Annotated in this window: 21 protein-coding genes; 12 read left to right on the top strand and 9 right to left on the bottom strand. The window is 58.9% G+C overall.

From position 1 onward, the window contains the following. From metH to PKC81_RS09445, 4 genes are all read right to left on the bottom strand, one after another. Positions 1-2,368, bottom strand: a 2,368-nt coding sequence (metH, locus tag PKC81_RS09460; RefSeq protein ID WP_324335435.1) for a methionine synthase, incomplete at its 3' end; no start/stop codon positions are given. 107 nt (positions 2,369-2,475) lie between these two features. Next, complete coding sequence (locus tag PKC81_RS09455; protein WP_324335433.1) at positions 2,476-3,522, bottom strand: homocysteine S-methyltransferase family protein; 1,047 nt, start codon at positions 3,520-3,522, stop codon at positions 2,476-2,478. After that, entirely contained in the window at positions 3,519-4,460 is a 942-nt protein-coding gene (gene metF, locus PKC81_RS09450) for a methylenetetrahydrofolate reductase (protein WP_324335431.1), read from the bottom strand. Before metF ends, PKC81_RS09455 begins: the two co-directional genes overlap by 4 nt. Beyond that, on the bottom strand, positions 4,457-5,458 hold the full coding sequence (locus PKC81_RS09445) for a metalloregulator ArsR/SmtB family transcription factor (protein WP_324335429.1): 1,002 nt from the start codon (positions 5,456-5,458) through the stop codon (positions 4,457-4,459). Before PKC81_RS09445 ends, metF begins: the two co-directional genes overlap by 4 nt. Before the next feature lie 237 nt (positions 5,459-5,695). Here PKC81_RS09445 and PKC81_RS09440 point away from each other — a divergent pair, with 237 nt between their 5' ends. Beyond that, the gene (locus PKC81_RS09440; RefSeq protein WP_324335428.1) at positions 5,696-6,028 is read left to right on the top strand and encodes a hypothetical protein; all 333 of its coding nucleotides are present in this window, start codon (positions 5,696-5,698) and stop codon (positions 6,026-6,028) included. A 78-nt stretch (positions 6,029-6,106) separates the two neighbouring features. Then, on the top strand, positions 6,107-6,280 hold the full coding sequence (locus PKC81_RS09435; protein WP_324335426.1) for a hypothetical protein: 174 nt from the start codon (positions 6,107-6,109) through the stop codon (positions 6,278-6,280). Positions 6,281-6,283: 3 nt separating this feature from the next. On the opposite strand, the gene PKC81_RS09430 is transcribed toward PKC81_RS09435, so the two are convergent. Next, on the bottom strand, positions 6,284-7,393 hold the full coding sequence (locus PKC81_RS09430; protein ID WP_324335424.1) for a serine hydrolase: 1,110 nt from the start codon (positions 7,391-7,393) through the stop codon (positions 6,284-6,286). A gap of 216 nt (positions 7,394-7,609) precedes the next feature. Here PKC81_RS09430 and PKC81_RS09425 point away from each other — a divergent pair, with 216 nt between their 5' ends. Continuing rightward, positions 7,610-9,181 (top strand): helicase HerA-like domain-containing protein, encoded by a 1,572-nt coding sequence (locus tag PKC81_RS09425; RefSeq protein ID WP_324335422.1) that lies wholly within the window; start codon positions 7,610-7,612, stop codon positions 9,179-9,181. 76 nt (positions 9,182-9,257) lie between these two features. On the opposite strand, the gene PKC81_RS09420 is transcribed toward PKC81_RS09425, so the two are convergent. Further along, complete coding sequence (locus PKC81_RS09420; protein WP_324335420.1) at positions 9,258-10,112, bottom strand: SH3 domain-containing protein; 855 nt, start codon at positions 10,110-10,112, stop codon at positions 9,258-9,260. A 174-nt stretch (positions 10,113-10,286) separates the two neighbouring features. Here PKC81_RS09420 and PKC81_RS09415 point away from each other — a divergent pair, with 174 nt between their 5' ends. The 4 genes from PKC81_RS09415 to PKC81_RS09400 all read left to right on the top strand — a co-directional run bounded on the left by PKC81_RS09415 (position 10,287) and on the right by PKC81_RS09400 (position 15,291). Beyond that, positions 10,287-11,498, top strand: coding sequence for an acyl-CoA dehydrogenase family protein (locus PKC81_RS09415; RefSeq protein WP_324335418.1), 1,212 nt, complete (start codon positions 10,287-10,289; stop codon positions 11,496-11,498). A 14-nt stretch (positions 11,499-11,512) separates the two neighbouring features. After that, complete coding sequence (locus tag PKC81_RS09410) at positions 11,513-12,271, top strand: crotonase/enoyl-CoA hydratase family protein (RefSeq protein ID WP_324335417.1); 759 nt, start codon at positions 11,513-11,515, stop codon at positions 12,269-12,271. A 178-nt stretch (positions 12,272-12,449) separates the two neighbouring features. Beyond that, entirely contained in the window at positions 12,450-13,988 is a 1,539-nt protein-coding gene (locus PKC81_RS09405) for an acyl-CoA synthetase (RefSeq protein WP_324335414.1), read from the top strand. 13 nt (positions 13,989-14,001) lie between these two features. After that, positions 14,002-15,291 (top strand): cytochrome P450, encoded by a 1,290-nt coding sequence (locus PKC81_RS09400; protein WP_324335412.1) that lies wholly within the window; start codon positions 14,002-14,004, stop codon positions 15,289-15,291. A gap of 137 nt (positions 15,292-15,428) precedes the next feature. Here PKC81_RS09400 and PKC81_RS09395 read toward each other — a convergent pair whose 3' ends face one another. Beyond that, a complete protein-coding gene (locus PKC81_RS09395; RefSeq protein ID WP_324335410.1) occupies positions 15,429-15,773 on the bottom strand; it encodes a glycine zipper 2TM domain-containing protein in 345 nt (114 codons plus the stop codon). A 155-nt stretch (positions 15,774-15,928) separates the two neighbouring features. On the opposite strand from PKC81_RS09395, the gene PKC81_RS09390 reads away from it, so the two are divergent. After that, entirely contained in the window at positions 15,929-16,150 is a 222-nt protein-coding gene (locus tag PKC81_RS09390) for a hypothetical protein (RefSeq protein ID WP_324335408.1), read from the top strand. A 16-nt stretch (positions 16,151-16,166) separates the two neighbouring features. Beyond that, positions 16,167-17,057 carry an EamA family transporter RarD gene (gene rarD, locus PKC81_RS09385; RefSeq protein ID WP_324335406.1) on the top strand — a complete coding sequence of 297 codons (891 nt, stop codon included), beginning with the start codon at positions 16,167-16,169 and terminating at the stop codon, positions 17,055-17,057. On the opposite strand, the gene pyrC is transcribed toward rarD, so the two are convergent. Beyond that, positions 17,046-18,089, bottom strand: a complete 1,044-nt coding sequence (pyrC, locus tag PKC81_RS09380) for a dihydroorotase (RefSeq protein ID WP_324335404.1) — start codon at positions 18,087-18,089, stop codon at positions 17,046-17,048. The genes rarD and pyrC overlap by 12 nt on opposite strands. A gap of 38 nt (positions 18,090-18,127) precedes the next feature. Here pyrC and PKC81_RS09375 point away from each other — a divergent pair, with 38 nt between their 5' ends. Genes PKC81_RS09375 through PKC81_RS09365 form a run of 3 tightly spaced genes read left to right on the top strand, consistent with a single transcriptional unit; the run spans position 18,128 to position 19,795 of the window. Beyond that, positions 18,128-18,883, top strand: coding sequence for a folate-binding protein (locus PKC81_RS09375; protein ID WP_324335402.1), 756 nt, complete (start codon positions 18,128-18,130; stop codon positions 18,881-18,883). A 55-nt stretch (positions 18,884-18,938) separates the two neighbouring features. Then, on the top strand, positions 18,939-19,367 hold the full coding sequence (locus tag PKC81_RS09370) for a hypothetical protein (protein ID WP_324335400.1): 429 nt from the start codon (positions 18,939-18,941) through the stop codon (positions 19,365-19,367). Between the two features lie 47 nt (positions 19,368-19,414). After that, positions 19,415-19,795, top strand: a complete 381-nt coding sequence (locus tag PKC81_RS09365) for a hypothetical protein (protein WP_324335398.1) — start codon at positions 19,415-19,417, stop codon at positions 19,793-19,795. On the opposite strand, the gene PKC81_RS09360 is transcribed toward PKC81_RS09365, so the two are convergent. Further along, the gene (locus PKC81_RS09360; RefSeq protein ID WP_324335396.1) at positions 19,782-20,624 is read right to left on the bottom strand and encodes a hypothetical protein; all 843 of its coding nucleotides are present in this window, start codon (positions 20,622-20,624) and stop codon (positions 19,782-19,784) included. The two genes, PKC81_RS09365 and PKC81_RS09360, sit on opposite strands and share 14 nt — an antisense overlap. Positions 20,625-20,631 lie beyond the last annotated feature (7 nt).

The raw sequence follows: 20,631 nt of genomic DNA, 5'->3' as shown, positions 1-20,631 counted from the left end.
CGGGGCGGATGCCGCGATATTGCTCGCGGATCAGCGCTTCGTTGGTCAGCTGCTCTTCGGGGGCGTATCCCCATAGTTCCTTGCGGACATGTTCGTGCATCCGCTCGGCAAAGGCTTCGGCCAGACGGTCGGCGAGCGCCTTCAGCATGATGTCCGAATAATCGTCGATATGGGCCTTGAACTCGGCGAGCTTGGTGCCGATGCCATGGCCGGTGGTGACAGCAAAACCGCCGATCCAGTCGCCATCGGGGCTGATGAAATCGGCGAGGCACATATTGGCGCGGCCTTCGCGCTTGGCCACTTGCTGGCGCAGGAAGGGCAGGCGGACATGCTCTTCGTTGTCGAGATAGATGACAACATCGTCGCCTTCACGTGCACAAGGCCATAGCCCCGCGACGCCCTTTGCGCGCAACCATTTTTCCGAAACGATCTTGTCGAGCATCGCCTGTGCGTCGGCGAACAATTGCCGTGCGCTTTCGCCGACCACTTCGTCTTCGAGGATTGCGGGGTAATTGCCGTGCAATTCCCAGGCGCGGAAGAAGGGCGTCCAGTCGATATAGTCGCGCAGATCGGAGAGCGGCCAGTCGTCATAAACATGCACCCCGGGTTGCAGCGGTGCACCGGGTTTCAGGCTTTCGTCGATTTCAAAGGCATTGGCGCGCGCCTCTTCGAGCGTTGCCAGCGGCTTGGCGGTCTTGCCCGAGCGCGCGTCGCGGATATGGCCATATTCGGAGCGGGTATCCGCCACAAATTTCTCGGCAAGTGTATCGCTGACCAAGGTGGAGGCCACACCCACCGCGCGGCTGGCGTCGAGCACATGTACCGTCGGCCCCGAATAGACCGGCTCGATGCGCAGCGCTGTGTGCGTTTTTGACGTCGTGGCCCCGCCGATCAGCAGCGGCATCGTCATGCCAGCCCGCTGCATTTCTTCAGCCACCGTAACCATTTCATCAAGGCTGGGGGTGATCAGGCCGGACAGGCCAATCATATCGGCGTCATTTTCGACCGCGCTTTTGAGGATTTCCTGCCATGGCACCATGACGCCAAGGTCGATGACTTCAAAGCCGTTGCACTGCAGCACCACGCCGACGATATTTTTGCCGATATCGTGGACGTCGCCCTTGACCGTGGCCATGATGATCCGGCCCTTGCCCTTGGAGTTTTCGTCTTTCTCGGCCTCGATATAGGGGAAGAGGTGGGCAACGGCCTTTTTCATCACGCGCGCGGATTTGACCACCTGCGGCAGGAACATCTTGCCGCTGCCGAACAGGTCGCCGACGACATTCATGCCGTCCATCAGCGGGCCTTCGATCACTTCGATCGGGCGACCGCCGCGTTCCTTGATCGCGAGGCGCGCTTCCTCGGTATCCTCGACGACATGCGCGTCGATTCCCTTGACCAGCGCATGTTCGATGCGGCGTTCAACCGACCAGCCGCGCCATTCGGCGGCGGCCTTTTCCTGTGCGGCATCGGTGCCCTTATAGCGTTCGGCGAGGGCGATCAGCCGCTCGGTCGCGTCAGGGTCCTTGTTCAGGATTACATCTTCGCAGGCGGTGCGCAGTTCGGGATCGATCGTGTCATAAACATCGAGCTGCCCGGCATTGACGATCGCCATGTCGAGTCCGGCGGGGATCGCATGGTAGAGGAAGATGCTGTGCATCGCGCGGCGGACGGGTTCGTTGCCACGGAAACTGAAAGACAGGTTCGAAAGACCGCCCGAATAATGCGCATGCGGACACAGTACGCGCAGTTCCTTGACCGCCTCGATAAAGTCGACGCCGTAATTATTATGCTCTTCGATCCCCGTCGCGATCGCGAAGATATTGGGATCGAAGATGATGTCCTCGGGCGGGAAGCCGATGCCGACCAGCAGGTCATAAGCGCGCTTGCAGATCGAAACCTTGCGCTCCTTGGTGTCCGCCTGCCCGGTTTCGTCGAAGGCCATTACGACCACGGCCGCGCCATAGGCCATGCACAGGCGTGCGTGGTGCAGGAAGGCCTCTTCGCCCTCTTTCATCGAGATAGAATTGACCACCGGTTTGCCCGAAACGCATTTCAGCCCCGCCTCGATGACGCTCCATTTGGAACTGTCGATCATCACCGGCACGCGCGCGATATCGGGCTCGGCGGCTATGCGTTTGAGGAAGGTGGTCATCGCCAGCTCGGCGTCGAGCAGGCCTTCGTCCATGTTGACGTCGATGATCTGCGCGCCATTTTCGACCTGATCACGCGCGACCTCAACCGCGGCTTCATAATCCCCGGCGAGGATCAGCTTCTTGAACTTGGCCGATCCGGTGACGTTGGTGCGTTCGCCGATGTTGACGAAGGAGGAGCCGGTGGGGCGGGCGGTATTGGCGGTCTGGTTCATTTTGTTCTTACTCGTCGCCCCGGCGAAGGCCGGGGCCGTTGGAGGTTTTCTCAATGGGTGCAGGCTAAACCTGTCGCGGCCCCGGCCTTCGCCGGGGCGACGCTTCGCTAAGCCGCCATCACAAAGGGCTCCAGCCCGGCGAGCCGCGTTACCACTGGCGCGGTTGGCACCTGTCTTGGAGCACGGTCGGCGACGGCTTTGGCAATCGCGGCGATATGTGCGGGCGTGGTGCCGCAGCATCCGCCGACGACATTCACCAGCCCCTCGTCGAGCCATTGCTCGATCAGCTTTGCGGTCTGCTCGGGCAGTTCGTCATATTGGCCAAGCTCATTGGGCAGCCCCGCATTGGGATAGGCCATCACCAGCGCGTCGGAATTTTTGGCAAGTTCCGAGAGATAAGGCCGCAACAGATCCGCGCCGAACGAGCAGTTGAGGCCGATAGTAAGCGGCTTCACATGGCGGATGGTGTTCCAGAAACCCTGTACCGTGTGGCCGGACAGGTTGCGGCCCGCCATGTCGGTGATCGTCATGCTGATCATCAGCGGCACATCGCGGCCCGAGGCCGCCGCCGCCTCCTGCGCTGCCATCGCCGCGCATTTGGCGTTGAGCGTGTCGAAGATCGTTTCGATCAGCAGAAAGTCGACCCCGCCTTCAATCAGCGCATCGCATTGCTCGCGATAGTCGGCCTTCAGCGTGTCGAAATCGACCTCGCGATAGCCGGGATCGTTGACATCGGGCGAGAGGGAAAGCGTCTTGTTGGTCGGGCCGATGGAGCCTGCGACGAAACGCTTTAGCCCATCCTTCGCCTCGGCCCTGTCGGCACAGGCGCGGGCGAGCTTGGCGCTTTCGACATTGATCTGCCGAACCAGATGCTCACAGCCATAATCGGCCATCGCCACGCGGGTGGAGCTGAAAGTGTTGGTTTCGATCATGTCCGCGCCCGCGTCCAGATAGGCATCGTGGATCGCGCCGATGATGTCGGGCCGGGTGATAGAGAGCAGATCGTTATTGCCCTTCTGGTCCTTCGCGAGATCAAGATCGCCGCGATAATCGGCTTCCTCCAGTCTGTAGCGCTGGATTGAAGTGCCGTATCCGCCGTCGAACACAAGGATGCGTTCTTTGCAGCGGGCAGTGAAGTCTTCGCGGGCGCTCATATTGCGGCTTCCTTCGCGGTTTCGACCGGGCGCTTGCCGAGCAGGTGGCAAATGGCATAGCTGAGCTCTGCACGGTTCAAGGTATAGAAATGGAACTGGCGGACACCGCCTGCATATAGCCTGCGGCACATTTCGGCGGAGATTGTGGCAGCAACCAGTTGCCGCGCAGACGGATGATCGTCGAGCCCTTCAAACAGATGCGCCATCCATTCGGGGATTGCAGTTCCCGTCATTTTGGACATGCGCTGGATCGCGGCGAAGTTGGAAACAGGCATGATACCGGGCACGATCTCGGCTTCGATACCCGCTGAGGCCACGGCATCGCGAAAGCGGAAGAAGGTTTCGGGTTCGAAAAAGAATTGCGTGATCGCGCGGCTGGCACCTGCATCCAATTTGCGTTTGAGGAAATCGATATCCGATTGCGCGGTCGCCGCTTCGGGGTGGGTTTCGGGATAAGCGCTCACCGAAATCTCGAACGGGCGCAGCTTGCGCAGGCCTTCGACCAGTTCGGCTGCGCTCGCATAGCCTTGCGGGTGCGGCTCAAACTGCCCGCCCGCATTGGGCGGATCGCCGCGTAGCGCGACGATATGGCGCACGCCTGCTTCCCAATAGGCGTTGGCGACCTCTGCAATCTCCTCACGCGTGGCATCGACGCAGGTGAGGTGCGCCGCAGCGGGGATGCTGGTTTCCTTGGCAATGCGTGCGACCGTATTGTGCGTCCGTTCGCGCGTCGATCCGCCCGCACCATAGGTCACCGAAACGAAGCGAGGGGCCAGCGGAGCGAGCGTCACGATCGAATCCCACAATTGCTCTTCCATCTTCTCGGTCTTGGGCGGGAAGAATTCGAAGCTGATCTCTGCATCGCCAGGCAGCCCCGCGAATAGCGAGCTGGCAAGCGCACGGCGCGATTCGGCCATCTGGTCGAGTGATAAGATCATGCAACATTCCTAAGAATTGGGGGCCTGAGTTTGGGAGATTCGCTTGCGGTCTGACCGCGTTGGCCCAGCCATATCTTTACCGCAAGCTTGCCGCCCGCAAGCGTTTCGGTGCGTGCGGGCACCAGCCCGGCGCTGGCAAATGCGCGTGCCATGCTCTCGTCGGTGAAGCCGAGGCGGGCATGGGCGTGGACGCTGCGCAGTTCTTCGAGATCATGGGCGGCGAAATCGACGACCAGTAATCGTCCTTCCGGGGCCAATACGCGTGCGGCCTCTGCAATAGCCCGTTCGGGATGCTGGGCATAATGCAGCACCTGGTGGAACAGGATGGTGTCAAAGCTGCCATCGGCGAAGGGCAGGGTGTTGAAATCGCCGAGCACGATTTCCGTGTGCGCCTGCACCGCTGCGGCATCTTCCATCCCGCCCAGCTTGGCGCGGGCAAGCCGCAACATCTCCACACTGTTATCAAGGGCGACGAAGCGTTGGGCATCGCGCGCGAACAATTCGATCATGCGCCCGGTGCCGGTACCGATGTCGAGCACGCGGCCAACCGGAGCTTCACCCAGCAGTGCGCGCATGGCCGCCTCCACTTCGGCCTCGGCGATGTGCAGCGAGCGGATCTGATCCCATTGTTCGGCATGGGCATTAAAATAGGTGGCCGCCATTTCGGTGCGCGCCGAGCGAACCTCCTCCAGGCGCGCCAGATCACGCAATACCGGGCGTGAATCCTCTGTGCCCGGCAAGCTGAACAAGGGTTCGATTGCATGGTGCGACAACATTGGACCGGGGCGCAGGAAGACCCATGCCCCTTCACGGCGGCGCTCCGCGATACCTGCTTCGTCCAAAATCTTGATGTGGCGCGATACGCGCGGCTGGCTTTGCCCCAAAATCTGTACGACCTCGCTGACGGAAAGCTCCAATTGCCGTATCAACAGCGTGATTCGCATCCGCGTCGGATCGGCAAGCGCGCGCATTATGTTGAGCAAGGGTGTCATTGGCATGGCATATAAAGAATTCTTTATATCGTGTCAATTGGCGCAATTGTGACATATTTTTGAACCGCTGGTCGCCAAATGGGAGCGAACAGACGCACTCTACGCATTTTGTAGAAAAAAGCCGATTGCGTTGAATGTTTGAAGCCGCTAGTGGAGGCGCCGCAAGCCAAGCTATGCACATCGCATGCTGCTTGTCTGGTTTTTTGAAGTTCTTTGTTAGGGGGATTTCCCACATGAAAAAGATTGCTGTTTCTCTCGTTCTCGCTTCTGCAATGGCTCTGGCTGCTTGCTCGGGCGCTGAAGAAGCCACCACCGAAGCCGCTGAAGGCGCTGAAGCTGCTGCTGATGCAGCTGCTGAAGGTGCAGAAGCTGCTACCGACGCTGCCGCCGCCGCTGGCGACGCTGCTGAAGCTGCAACCGGCGAAGCCGCTGCTGCTGCTACCGACGCTGCTGCAGCTGGTAAAGAAGCTGCTGCCGCTGCTGGCGACGCAGCTGCTGCTGCTGGCGATGCCGCTAAGGCTGCTGGCGACGCTGCAAAAGAAGCAACCAAGTAATAGCTTCTTAGCTTCTAGCTAAATTCGAAAGGGGCTGTCCTGCATTGCAGGGCAGCCTTTTTCTTTGCCTCCGCCAACGGCCAAATGTAACAGCGCAGTCATGCGCACATGCCTTCCACTGATCCTATTGCTCTCGGCATGCGGCCCGGCGCCTACCGATCCGGGCCCAGGCGGCGTTTCCGTCGAAGATGCCAAAGCGCTGGACGAAGCCGCAGCACGGCTCGAGGAAGAGCAGGCTGATCCGCCCACTCTTGCCGATCAGGTCAACCAATAGCGATCAGCGATGGTTCGCGGCGACAGCCCGTGAAACCGCCTGCATCATCGCCATGCGCGACGGAATGCCCGAAGTCGTACTTGCGATCATCACCACTACAGCATAGCGGGTGCCATCTGGCGCGGTCATGATTCCGATGTCGTTATAACCGGTTGAAACCGGATCCAGTTCCTGTCCGGTGCCGGTTTTGTGACCGAAACGCCAGCCGGGCGGGACACCTGCTTTCAAACGGTTCGGTCCGCTCTTGGTGCGTTCCATCATCGCCAGCAACAAGCGTGTTGAAGCGGGTGAAAGCAATTCACCTTTGGCCAGGCGGGCCAGCGCGCTGGCAATCGCATCAGGTGCAGCGCCATCTACCGGATCAGCCAGATAGGCATCCAGCGCCGCTTTGCGCCGTTCCAGCGGAATCGCGGAGCGCGCCGTGTAGAAACGCCGGCCAATTGAATAATCCTGCTGCCAACTCATCCCCGCAATCTGGCTCTGCAAAAGCCGCTCACCGGGGCCGAAACGGATTTTGCCCAGCCGCTTGCGTTCGATGAAGTTGCGCACAGCTTCAGGCCCGCCTGCGGTGCGTAGCAGGCTGTCATTCGCGGTATTGTCGCTGGCCGTTATCGCCTGCTCCAAGAGGCTCAGAACCGTCTCCTCAATCTCTCCATTGGCGAGCACGCGATCCCGGATCGGTTGGTGGAAAACGGCGAGGTCCGATGCTGTGATGCGCACTTTCTGGTCAAGGCGAACGCGGCCGCTGTCGATCTGGTCGAGGATCGTCATTGCCACCCACATTTTGGAGACGCTTTGCTGCGGGAACAGCTCGCCCAACCGCTTTCCTGTTACCCAATCACCGTCAATCCTCTGCACCGCGATACCGGTGCGTCCGGGAAACTGCCGCCAAGCCGTATCAATTTCGGCGATCAGCTGCTCAGGTACCGTTACGCGAACCAACTTTGCCGGCTCTGCCGGGCGATGTGTCGGCTTTTGCACGGGCGGGGGTGCCGGCTGGGTTACGATGACACGCGGTTTGGACTGGGCCTGTGGTGGGACTTTCGCAGGTGCCGAAACGCAGCCGCCAAGGCCCGCAAGCAGCAACAATATCAAAGCTGTTCTAGCAAACATCCACACACCATAATCCACGAAATTTTACAAAACATGACTAGCGGGCAAAGCATCCGCGGAAAAGCGCTCCAATCAAGCTTTGCGGCCAGTTGACTCAACGCATCCGACAAAGCGTTGCCGCATAAATCCAAGGTTATAGGAGTTGATATTACTTGACCTGAACGGGTTGGCGTAGTTGTCCTTATGCAATCGAAATCATTCGCGGGAGCATGTTCAATGTCCGAAGAAGGCCTTTTTATCGGTTCGACAGCCGAAGGCGCACGTCAGGCTATCAACTGGAAAAGAGCCAACCGGCACGGACTGATTGCAGGCGCAACCGGCACCGGTAAAACCATCACGCTACAGGTGATGGCAGAAGGTTTTTCGCGCAATGGCGTTCCCGTCTTTGTCTCCGACGTGAAGGGCGACCTTGCCGGCATGGCGATGGCGGGTGCCGCCACGCAGAAGAACCACGAAAATTTCGTTAACCGCGCAAAAGAGATCGGCGACAGCGAATGGGTCTATTCGGACAATCCTGTGCAATTCTGGGATCTGTTCGGCGAAAATGGCCATCCGGTGCGGACCACGGTTTCCGAAATGGGTCCGCTGATGCTTTCGCGGCTGATGGATCTGAACGAGGTTCAGGAAGGCGTGCTGACCATCGCCTTTCATGTTGCCGACAAGGAAGGTCTGCTCTTGCTCGACCTCGACGATTTGCAGGCCATGCTGGTCAACATCGCCGAGCGTGCTGAAGAAATGACCACCACTTATGGTAACGTGTCCAAGCAGAGCGTCGGCTCTATCCAGCGTTCACTTCTGCAATTGCGGTCGCAAGGGGGCGACCGGTTCTTCGGCGAGCCCGCACTCGATCTGGACGACTTTATCGCCTGCGATGACAAGGGGCGCGGGATTATCAACATCCTGTCGGCTGAAAAGCTGATGCAGAGCCCCAAGCTCTATTCAACCTTCCTGCTCTGGCTGCTTTCCGAACTTTTTGAAACGCTTCCAGAAATCGGCGATCCCGACAAGCCCAAGCTGGTTTTCTTTTTCGACGAGGCGCATCTTCTGTTCAGTGACGCACCGAAAGCGCTGGTCGAGAAGATCGAACAGGTTGTGCGCCTGATCCGCTCAAAAGGCGTCGGCGTCTATTTCATTACGCAGAACCCGATCGACATTCCCGACACCGTGGCAGGTCAGTTGAACAACCGGGTTCAGCACAAATTAAATGCCTTCACCCCACGTGATCAGGCAGCGGTTAAATCGGCGGCGGAGACCTTCCGCGCCAATCCTGGCGTCGATGTGACCACCGCGATCACCGAATTGAAGGTTGGTGAAGCCCTTGTCTCGGTGCTGCAAGCCGATGGTTCGCCGACGCCGGTCGAACGCACGCTGATCAAGCCTCCGGCATCGCGCACAGGCCCGCTCGACGCCAAGGAGCGGGGCGTCATGATCGCGACCGACGCGATTGGCGACAAATATGACGATCTGATCGACCGCGAATCCGCCGAGGAGATTCTGCTGGCCAAGGGTGCGCAAGCTGCCGCTGCCGCAGAGGCGGCAGAAGCCGCCGAAGAACAGGCCAAGCTCGACGCAATCGCCGCCAAGGAAAAAGCCAAGGCAGAAGCAGCAGCTGCCAAAGAGGCTGCCCGCGAAGCCGCGCGTCAGGCGCGTGAGGCGGCGAAGCCCAGCATGGCGGAAAAGATGGTGCAATCGGCCGCACGGTCAGCGGCGACCTCGGTCGGGCGCCAGCTGGCAGGCAGTTTCGGCAAATCCTTGGTGCGCGGAATTTTGGGCAGCCTGTTCAAATAGGCAGGCCCGGAACGAAAAAGTGCGGCCGTGTTTTTAGGCACGACCGCACGGGTGTCCGTCGAATGCAGATGGGTCGCTATTGCAGGTCTTCGACGGACACCCACCCCCGGGTTCCAAAATTATCGGTCATTTCCACAAACAGGCCTTCGCGGTTGCCTGTGGGATTGAGGCTGGTTCCGGCCCGCAGTGCGCGCAGGACAGCGCTTTCCTTGTTTGCGGCTGCGTACATGCTTGTGTCGACGGCTGCGGTCGCACCTGCCCCGGCTTTTGGTGACGGTGCGGCTTGCGACAGGATTGATGCCTGCCTGCTGACGGCGTTAAAGGCTTTCATAAAGGCTTCGGCGAGCATTTTACCGTCCTTGCTCGAGCCATAGCCCGCGGCATTTACGCCGCTTTCCCAAGCGGAAGCCCCGGCAAAGGTAAGAGCGGATTTCTTGACTTCACCACTGCCGCTGACCAAGGTCAGGCCGTTGGCCGGGCTGACGACACGAATGCCGGCTGCAACGGTCTTTTTCTTGCCACCCAAGCCGCCAAACATTCCCAGCAACGGTCCTGCGAGCGGCACGCCGCCAACCAGACCCCCGACTGCCCCCGAACGAACCAGCCCCTCGGTAACCGCCGCCTTCGCAAGGTCGATGCTCTTGTCGACCTCTTCCTTGTCGCCCGCGATCACATTCATCAAATAATTGGCGGGTTCGCCGCTTGCCGGATTGTGCGGCGTAAAGCAGCCCGACTCGAGTGCAAACGCATTGACCAGCTCGCGTGGGCTCCCCAAGCCAAATTTGGTCCAGCCCTGTGTATCGCCATCGACAACTGCGATGGTGCCATAGTTGGTTTCGCATTTTGACAAACTCAGCGCAGGCTCTTCGTCCTTCGCACTTGCCCCCGCAGACAGCGCGATAAGCGCAGCAAAGCCAATCAACTTTCGCATATTTTCCTAGCCCCCTCGGATCATGCTTAGTGCAGCCTAGATATACCGGAGGTCGGGCGAATAATTGTAAGAACGCAACAAGCGCTATTGGTTGCATCACATGAAAAAATCGCTGAACAGGCATTGCAATCCTCGGTTTAATCGCGCAATTAAACCGCGAGAGAGGAATCACTTATGAGCATGCCCGCCGCCCAAGAACTCGCCGATTTCGAGGCGCAATGCGACGCGTGGTTCCGCGAGCATACCGTCGCCGATCCGGGCTTCATGCTGCCATTGACCTTCATGGAGGTTTCGACCGACCAGCAGTTTGATTTCCTGCAGAAATGGCAGAATCAGGTCTATGAGGCTGGCTATATCGGGATGAGCTGGCCCGCCGAATATGGTGGTCGGGGCATGCATCCGGAGTTTCAGCGGATCGCCACCCGGATCATGAAGAAATATGATTCGCCGATCATGCTCAACGCGATCGGCAATGGCTGGGCCGGGCCGCTGATCCTCGACATTGGCAGCGAGGAACAGAAGAAGCGCTATATCAAACCGATGCTGGCGGCTGAGGAAATCTGGTGCCAGGGCTTTTCGGAACCAGAGAATGGCTCCGACCTCGGCAATGCGCAAACGCGCGCTGTGCGCGATGGCGACGACTATGTTGTCAACGGCTCCAAAATCTGGACCTCGCTTGGCGACCGCGCGCATATGATGATACTGCTCGCGCGCACCAATCCGGATGCGCCGAACAAATATGCCGGGCTCAGTTTCTTTCTTTCACCGATGCGCATTCCGGGCATTGAAACCCGGCGGATCAAGAAGCTCACCGGCGAATATGGCTTCGTGCAGACCTTTTTCGACAATGCCCGCATTCCCGCCAGTGACATGATGGGCGAGGAAGGCCAGGGTTGGCTGGTCGCGATGAAGACGCTTGAATATGAGCGGGGCGCGAAGGTCAATCTGGCGGGCGGTTCCTTTGCCAAGGAAATGGACGTCATGGAAATCCTCGATCTGGCGCGCAATGCACAGCGTGGAGGCAAGCCATTGCTCGATGACCCCGTGATGCGTGACAGACTGGTCGAATTCCTGATCGATGCGCAGGCGCTCAACCTCAACAATGCCCGCAGACGGATGGCACCGCTCAATCAGGATCGCCCGATGGGGCTTTCGCTGATGAATAAGCTGGCGCGGACCGAGCTGGTGCGCGAGCTGACGCAATTTGCCCTGCAGTTTCAGGGAACCAAAGCGGGCTATTATGTGGGGGATGAAAATGCCGTCGATGGCGGCTTCTGGCACCGCAGTTATCTCAACAGCTTCTCCGCCACGATCGGCGGCGGCACCAGCGAAATTCAACGCAATATCATCGGCGAGCATGTGCTCGGCCTTCCGAAAACCAAGTAAAGAGAGGATAATCCATGAGCGACGCATTGGTCGAAGCCCGCGACGGCATACTGATCATCACGATCAACCGCCCCGACGCGAAGAACGCGATGAACAAGGAGGCGTCGGAACTGATAGCCGCAGCCCTCGACCGGCTCGATGCCGAAAACGACCTGCGCGTCGGCATTGTGACCGGTGCAGGCGGAACCTTTTGTTCGGGCATGGACCTCAAGGGCTTCCTGCGCGGCGAAACGCCCTTCGTTGCGGGGCGCGGCTTTGGCGGCATCACGCAGAAATCACCAGCCAAGCCGCTGATCGCGGCGGTCGATGGCTATGCGCTGGCAGGTGGCCTTGAAGTAGCCATTGCCTGCGACATGATTGTCGCCAACGAAAATGCCAAATTCGGTATCCCCGAAGTGAAGCGCGGATTGGCCGCTGCTGCAGGCGGCCTGATGCGCCTACCGAAGAAAATCCCGCCGCACATTGCGATGGAACTGGCGCTGACGGGTGATTTTGTTGATGCCAAGCGCGCTTATGAACTGGGCCTCGTCAATCGCCTGACTTCCGGCCCGGCACTTGATGCAGCCATTGAACTGGCCCGCAGCATTGCCGACAACGGCCCGCTTGCCGTGAAAAAGTCGAAACAGGTGATCGTCGAATCGGGCGAATGGAGCGAAGCCGAAATGTGGCAAAAGCAGACCGAAACGCTCGGCAACCTCTTCGCTACCAACGATGCCCGCGAGGGTGCAGCGGCCTTTGCCGAAAAGCGCAAGCCCAATTGGACGGGAACGTGATTCTTGCAATTGGCTCGATCTTTATCGTTCGTCATTCCCGCGAAGGCGGGAATTCATCTCCGGCGCGCTAAATTTAAGCCACAGGTGATGGACCCCCGCCTTCGCGGGGGTGACGAATTTTGACTTTGTAAGATCGCGCTGCAGAAAACAGACAAAACGCTGTGACGGAGAGAGAGTGATGCACCCCAAGATTCATGCCACGGTTAACCCCGATAAACCCGCCGTCATCATGGCCGGGTCCGGACAGGTTGTGACCTATGCCCAGCTTGAAGCCAATTCGAACCGGGTGGCCCAACTGCTGCGTTCGCTCGGGCTTGGCCATGGCGATACGATTGCCATGTGCATGGAAAACCGGGCCGAGTTTTTCGATCTCGCATGGGGTGCGCAGCGCGCCGGTCTGGTCTTTGTGGCGATCAGCAACCGGCTGACTGCTTCGGAGATCGATTACATCCTGCAGGATAGCGGTTCGCAGGCGTTGTTTACCTCCAACTATCTGGGCGACACGCTTGACCAGATCGAAACGCCGGTGAAGCGCTATATCGTCGGTGGCGAACGTGCGGGATGGACGCCGCTCGCATCCGAACTGGCCAAAATGCCGACAGACCCGGTCGCGGATGAACGTGCAGGCACCGACATGCTTTACAGTTCCGGCACCACGGGTAGGCCCAAGGGCGTGCGCCTGCCGCTTCCTGAAGACTCCGACATCGCAGCGGTCAACCCGCTGGCGATGATTGCTGCCGGTGCCTTCGGCTTCACCGGCGACAGCATCTATCTGTCACCCGCCCCGCTTTATCACGCCGCCCCGCTGCGCTGGTGCATGGCGGTGCATCGCCTTGGCGGTACCGTGGTGGTGATGGAAAAATATGATCCCGAAGAGGCACTGGCCGCGATCGAGAAATACAAGATTACCGACAGCCAGTGGGTGCCAACACATTTCGTGCGAATGCTGAAGCTGCCTGAAGAGGTGCGCGCGAAATACGATGTCTCGTCGCTGAAATGCGCCGTCCATGCCGCAGCCCCCTGCCCGGTTCCGGTGAAGGAGGCGATGATCGCTTGGTGGGGTCCGGTGCTGCGCGAATATTATGCGGGTACCGAAGGCAATGGCTTTACCTTCATCAACAGCGAAGACTGGCTGGCGCACAAGGGCTCGGTCGGTAAGGCACTCAACGCCATCATCCACATTTGTGGCGAGGATGGCGAGGAAGTGCCGGTGGGCGAGGAAGGCGTCGTTTATTTCGAGAGCGAATCGCAGTTCAGCTATCATAATGATCCGGTGAAAACCGCCGAAAGCCGCCACCCGAAACATGCCAATTGGTCGATGCTCGGCGATGTCGGCAAGGTTGATGAAGAGGGCTTCCTCTATCTGACCGATCGCAAGAGCTTCATGATCATTTCGGGCGGTGTGAATATCTATCCGCAAGAGATCGAAAATCTGCTCGTGCACCATCCCAAGGTTGCCGACGCCGCCGTTATTGGTGCGCCCGACGACGATATGGGCGAACGTGTGGTCGCCATCGTCCAGCCGCTCGACTGGGCCAATGCGGGCGACGAACTGGCCGACGAACTCAAGGCCTATCTGCGCCCCAGCCTGTCGGGCGTGAAAATGCCGCGGCAGATAGACTTCCGCGAAGAGCTGCCCCGTCATGCGACCGGTAAGCTCTACAAGAGGCTGCTGCGCGACGAATATTGGGGAAACAAAGACAGCCGGATCGTTTGAGGAGTTTGAGGACATGAACGCACCCGTCGCAAAGCCCGAAACCGCCATCGCGGTGATCGATCCCAAATCCTATGCGGCTTGGGATCCGCTGCTCGACCTGTTCGACGAGATCCGGGCGGAAACCCCGGTGCTGCGCATCGAAAGCCCAACCGACGAGCATGAACCCTTTTGGCTGATTACGCGCCACGAAGATGTGATGCGGATCAGCAAGGACAATGCGACTTTCCTCAATTCACCCCGCCCGACGGTTTTGACCAACAAGGTCGGCGAAGCATTAGCGCGCGAAATCACAGGCGGATCACCCAATCTGGTCCAGTCGCTGGTTGCGCTCGATGCCCCCAAGCATCCGAAGCTGCGGCGGCTGACTCAGGAATGGTTCATGCCCAAGAACCTGAAGCTGATCGAAGCTGATATCCGGGACCTAGCCAAGCGCACGGTTGACCGGCTGATCGCCGCCGGTCCTGAGGCGGATTTCGTGCCGCTGGTTTCTGCACCCTATCCGCTGCATGTGGTGATGCAGATATTGGGTGTGCCCGAAGAAGACGAGCCGCGCATGTTGTTCCTGACGCAGCAGATGTTCGGTGGGCAGGATGAGGATCTGAACAAGACCGGCATGGCCAATCTGTCGCCCGAACAGATCACGCAGATCGTGCTGGGTGCAGTGCAGGACTTTACAGCCTATTTCGAGAAACTGGCCGAGGAACGTCGCCAAAACCCTGGCAAGGATGTGGCGACGATATTGGCCAATGGAACGATAGACGGACAGCCGCTCGATCCGCTTGATCTGGCGGGCTATTATATCATCGTCGCCGCAGCCGGGCATGATACGACTTCGGCAAGCACTGCCGGGGCCATGCTGGCGCTAGCCAAAGATCCTGACCAATTCGCCAAGGTGAAAGCGGACCGCAGTCTGGTTGCTGGTATCGTCGAGGAAGCGATCCGCTGGACCACGCCGGTGCAGCATTTCATGCGGATGGCGAATGAGGATGTCGAAATATCTGGCGTGAAAATCGCCAAGGGCGACTGGCTGATGATCAACTATGTTGCTGCCAACCACGACCCCGCCCAGTTTGACGAACCGCGTAAATTCGATGCCACCCGGGACCAGAACCGGCACATCGCTTTTGGCGCAGGCGCGCACCAGTGCCTCGGGCTGCATCTCGCCCGGCTGGAAATGCGGATATTGTTTGAGGAATTGCTCGACCGGCTGGACTCAGTCGAGCTGGCGGGCGCACCCAAGCGTGCGAACTCGACCTTTGTCGGCGGGCTCAAGACCTTGCCGTTGCGTTTCAAGGCTTCGTAGAGAATCGGCGTTCGGATAAGCCTTTGCTTCGTCATTCCCGCGGAAGTGGGAATCCATCACCTGCCGTCGAATTTCAAATACCGGAGATGGATCCCCGCCTTCGCGGGGATGACGAAAGTTGAGTTAAGAATAAACGCCTACCTACAGCGATAGCGGTCACGATCAATTTGCCGGCCAAGGATCGCGCCCCCGGCGGCACCCAGGATCGTGCCAAGCGCGCGGTCGCCGCGGGTGTCGATGGCACGACCGATCAACGCACCGCCTGCGGCACCGATGATCATGCCCGTGGTGCCATCGCTTCGGCGGCAATAATAGCGATCATCGTCGCCACGCCACACGCGGGTGTCGCGATAGATCGGCTCGGCATTACGTTGCTTTTTCTTGTAATATCCATGTGCCGGGGCATGGCGCGGTGGATCTGCAAGCGCTACGCCTGGCAGCGCGAGGGCAAATGCGGCTGTGGTTGCGATCAGCTTCTTCACGATCTTCTCCTTATTGGTTGCAGCCAATGCGCCGATTTTAGATGAACGAAATCTAGACGGAAGCGAATTTGTTGGTCGAACGGTTTCGTGCGAGCGTCGAAGCGTGGCGCTGACTATGCTTGCCAAGCGAGCATACGATGCCTAGTCTTCGACATATGGCAAACATCATAGCATTCATCCTCGGCCTGATCGCACTGGTATTGGCTATTCCCGCATTCTTCCCGTTGCTGGGCTGGCTCAACTGGCTGATCATCGTCATTGCGGGCGCAGGGGTCGCCTTTGGTTTTGCGTCCGAAAAGAATGCAGGCCGCAACTTCTGCCTCGTCGTCGTCGCTATTTGCGCCATTCGGCTGTGGCTGGGCGGCGGGATTATTTGATCCGAACCAAACAGACATGACCACCGCCAACCAGCAGACGCCGCAAGGCGGTGGGCTTCCCTACGCCTTTTCAGCCTATCTGATCTGGGGATTCCTGCCGGTCTATTTCAAGCTGCTGGCGAGGGTACCGGCGCTCGACATATTGGCGTTCCGCATCGTCTGGTCGGTGCCCGTCGTTTTCATCATTCTCTATTTCCGCAGCCAATGGGGCGAATTTACCGCTGCCATTGCCAATCCCAAGGCTCGCCGTGCGATGATGCTGTCGGCGGTGCTGATTGCGATCAACTGGCTGGTCTATGTCTGGGCGATTACCACCGACCGCGTGCTGGCGACGAGCATCGGCTATTATCTCAACCCACTGGTCAACGTGCTGCTGGGGCGGTTGTTTCTTGGCGAACGCCTGACCAAGCGGCAGGGCTGGGCGGTCGCCGTGGCTGGAATGGGCGTGGCAATTTTGCTCGCCGGTTCGCTCGAAACCGTTTGGATCAGCCTGACTTTGGCTTTCAGCTTTGGCACTTACGGCCTCGTCCGCAAGACCGCGCCGACGGGTTCGGTTCCGGGCCTCGCGGTCGAGATGTGCCTGCTCGGTCCGATTGCGCTGGCCGTTTGCATCTGGAGTGTTTCGCAAGCTGGAGGTTTTCGTGACATCGGAACCGAGGCTTTGCTCGCGGCTGGCGGGGCGATCACCGTTATCCCGCTGCTGCTCTTTGCGACAGCCGCGCGGCGGATGAGATATACCGCGCTGGGGTTCGTGCAATATCTGGCCCCGACGATCGTCTTCTTCCTCGGCGCCTTTGCCTATGATGAACCGCTCGATGCGACCAAGCTGGCCTGCTTCGCGCTGATCTGGACCGCGATTGCCTTGTTCAGCATCGACGCTTTTCGCCGGATGCGATCAGGCGGATAACAGTTTCCAGCCGATGGTTTCGCCCGCGTGGAAGGGTGAAACCGGCGTACCATTGGCATCGACCGACAGTGGTACTTCTACCGGGGCCTGTTCCAGCGTGACCATCTCGTCATTGAGCGGCAGGCCGTAAAAACGGGGGCCGAATTCGGAAGCAAAGCCTTCCAGCTTTTCCAACGCCCCTTCCTCTTCAAACACCGTCGCATAGCTTTCAATCGCATAAGGCGCGTTGAAAATGCCTGCACAACCGCAGGCTGATTCCTTGGCCGATACTGCATGCGGGGCGCTATCGGTGCCGAGGAAGAATTTGGGGTTGCCCCAAACTGCCGCCTTGCGCAGCGCCAGCCGGTGCTTCTCGCGCTTGGCGACGGGCAGGCAATAAGCGTGCGGGCGGATACCACCGACGAACATGGCATTGCGGTTGATATGCAGATGTTGTGGTGTGATGGTTGCACCGATATTCGGGCCAGAAGCGGTCACGAAATCGACCGCTTCAGCCGTGGTGATATGTTCGAAGACGATCCGCAAATCCGGAAAGTCACGGACGATATGGTTCAGCGTGCGCTCGATAAATACCGCCTCGCGGTCAAAGATATCGACCTCATGGTCGGTGACCTCGCCATGGATCAAAAGCGGCATGCCGATCGCCTGCATGCGTTCGAGCACCGGATAGATGTTGGCGACATCGGTTACACCGTGCGCGCTGCCGGTTGTTGCGTGCGCGGGATAGAGTTTGGCGGCGGTGAACACCCCCTCTGCATGGCCGCGGGCGACCTCCTCAGGCGACAGCGTATCGGTGAGGTAACAGGTCATCAGCGGTTCGAACGCCATCCCTTCGGGTAAGGCCGCAAGGATGCGATCGCGATAGGCACGTCCGGCCTCGGTCGTCGTAACCGGTGGCGACAGGTTCGGCATCACGATGGCGCGGGCGAATTGGCGCGCGGTATAGGGCAGCACGCCTTTCAGCATCTCCCCATCGCGCAGATGTACATGCCAGTCGTCGGGGCGGCGGATCGTCAGAGTCGTCACGGTCATGGCTTCCCTTTAGTCGCGTGCCTCCCTATCTGTCACCCATGTCTGCACCCCGATTGTTCGATCGCGCCATTATTCGCCTGTCTCCTCAGGAAGAGGGGGAGGATGTTCGTGCGTTCCTTCAAGGCCTGGTGACCAACGATACGCAAGCGGAACTGCCGCTGTGGGCCGGTCTGCTGACGCCGCAAGGCAAAGCTTTGTTTGATTTCTTTTTATGGGCCGATCCTTCGACAAGCTCAGGACAGTCGGATGTGCTGATCGATTGCGAAACGGCGCAAGCGGAGGCACTCGCTCGCCGCTTGTCGATCTACCGCTTGCGAAGGAAAATCGCGATATCCGTTGATCTGGCGCTGGGTGTATATTGGGCCGCAGCGGCACCCGACCGCCCCTCCGATCCGCGCCTGCCCGAACTGGGGGTACGCTGGATCGCGCCGGTTGCCGATGATGATGTCGATATCAGCGCCTTCTACCGCGCACACCGCCTGTCGCTTGGCGTTCCGGAAGGGCTTGCCGAACTGGGCAGCGATGCGACGCTGTGGCTGGAAACCAATGCCGCCGAACTGAACGGCGTGTCGTTCACCAAGGGTTGTTATGTCGGGCAGGAAAATACCGCGCGGATGAACTGGCGGCAAAAGGTCAACCGGCGGCTGGTGGTCGTACCGATAGCCGATGCTGATCCGGCGAAGGCGCGTGCCCGCTATCCCGAACTGGGCCTTGCGGTCGAACTGCGCAGGGTTGAGAATATGGCCGATATGAAGCTTCCCGCATGGCAGGCGGCCGCCATCGCTGCCGATTGACAAGCCGTCTGCAATCTCGCACCGACCAGATCGCAATAAACTGAAAGGAATATCGATGGCAGCAACGCTGCTCCTGATCGCTGCGCTTGCTGCTGCCGAACCGGCACCTGCTGAACAGCCCGCCGACGTGGCAACCGACCAGAAGGCGAACGATGCTGCACTGTTTGATGCCGCCACCGGTTGCGCAGCATATCATGTCTATACAGCGTCATTGGCTACACCGGGCAGTGAAGAGGCGAAATTCGGTGAACAAAAGGCCATCCTGTTCCTGCTCGCATCCTATGCAAAATTTCCCGAAGACAATCCGGATGCTGCCGAAGCCAAGATCGAGGAAACGGTCGAGGGACTGTATGAGGATTCAGTCTCCGTTGAGCCAGAGCAGCACAAGCGCGAAATGGAAGAATTGAAGCAGGTCTGCATCCAGTTTGAACCAGCCGCGGCGGCCATCGTCGACGAAGCCGGTCTAGCACCCGAGCCCCAATGAACCTGTTTGTTCAGCGAACGGTCATGACTTTGGGTTAAGTAGGACCGATGCTCATCTTGCCTTTCCTCCTGCTTGCGCAGCCCGCCGATGCGGAAACTTACGACGCGTTGCTTCGTTGCGCGGCGTTCCACACAATTGAAGGCGAACGTCTGGACAGGGACGAGGGCGAAGCCGCAGGTGATTCCCAAAAGGCGGTAGCCGCCGATTTTGCCGCAACGGCACGAGCCATGCTGTCAGACGACAATGATGCCAATGCAGTCGAAACAGATCTCGGCCAGCGTAAAGCCGAATATCTGGAAACGCTGGCGGCTGGAGAGCTGCGCGATACGGCCAAACAATGGACGGCACTCGAACTGGCTTGCAAGGAATTATATCCGATGCTTGCCAGGCTGGACAGCAGCCGTTCAGGCGAAATCACCGGGCGGTAGTCGGTAGAATATCGTCCAGCAAAAATTCTGCTTCAGGGACCAACGCAGTCGTTCCGTCAATCTGCCATTGGATACGGTTCAATCCCGCCGCTTCACCATTCTCGCTCTCGAACTGTTTGTCGCCTTCGATCACGAACGTGCCTGCTATCCAATAGCGTGGGTCGGATGCCTTACTTTCGGGATCATCCGATTGCGCTATAATATCGCTGTTTCGCACAAAGATCGGTAATCCTGAACCTGCCAGCCCCGTTGCTTTGATTTCGACTTCATTGTCGGTTCGACGGCGTAGCGAGACAAAAGGATAGTTGATCTGAACGCCTGGAATGGTCGGGAAAATGAAATCACGGTCCGTCTTTCCGGTGATGGCATATTCGACATCAAATATACCTCGCCCGCGATATCGGACCTGTTTCCAGCCATCATAACGCATCAGTTTCTCGGCGATTGCATGATTGTCCGCATCGTTGAACGGATTGAAGCCGAGCAGATTGACGACCATCGCCTCCTCTTCGCGTTGCTCCTGATGTTTGCGCTCCCATTCCAATTTGCGCTCGGCAACTTTCTCGGGCGTGCAGGAAGGATCGATCTGGCCTGCTTTGTCTCGAACTGTCTGAAGATTGCCCTTTTCGTCATAACAATAGGCCATCATGTCGGACCAGGTTGCGTTGTCCGCAGCGTTCCTTTTGCCCACACCTGCGGGTGCAAATCTTATCTGGCCGCTATATTGGAATTCAAACTGTCCGTTGCGCGATATCCGCAGCAGGCTCTCATATTGGCCCGGAAGATAGAGGCATGACGAAAGCGCCATCGCAGCGATGACCAGCGCCATTAGCCGG

It is taken from the genome of Sphingorhabdus sp., from assembly GCF_035329025.1.
Classification (GTDB): domain Bacteria; phylum Pseudomonadota; class Alphaproteobacteria; order Sphingomonadales; family Sphingomonadaceae; genus Sphingorhabdus_B.
The sequence above is the reverse complement of the archived record's forward strand: the minus strand, read 5'-3'. Positions and strand labels throughout refer to the sequence as shown.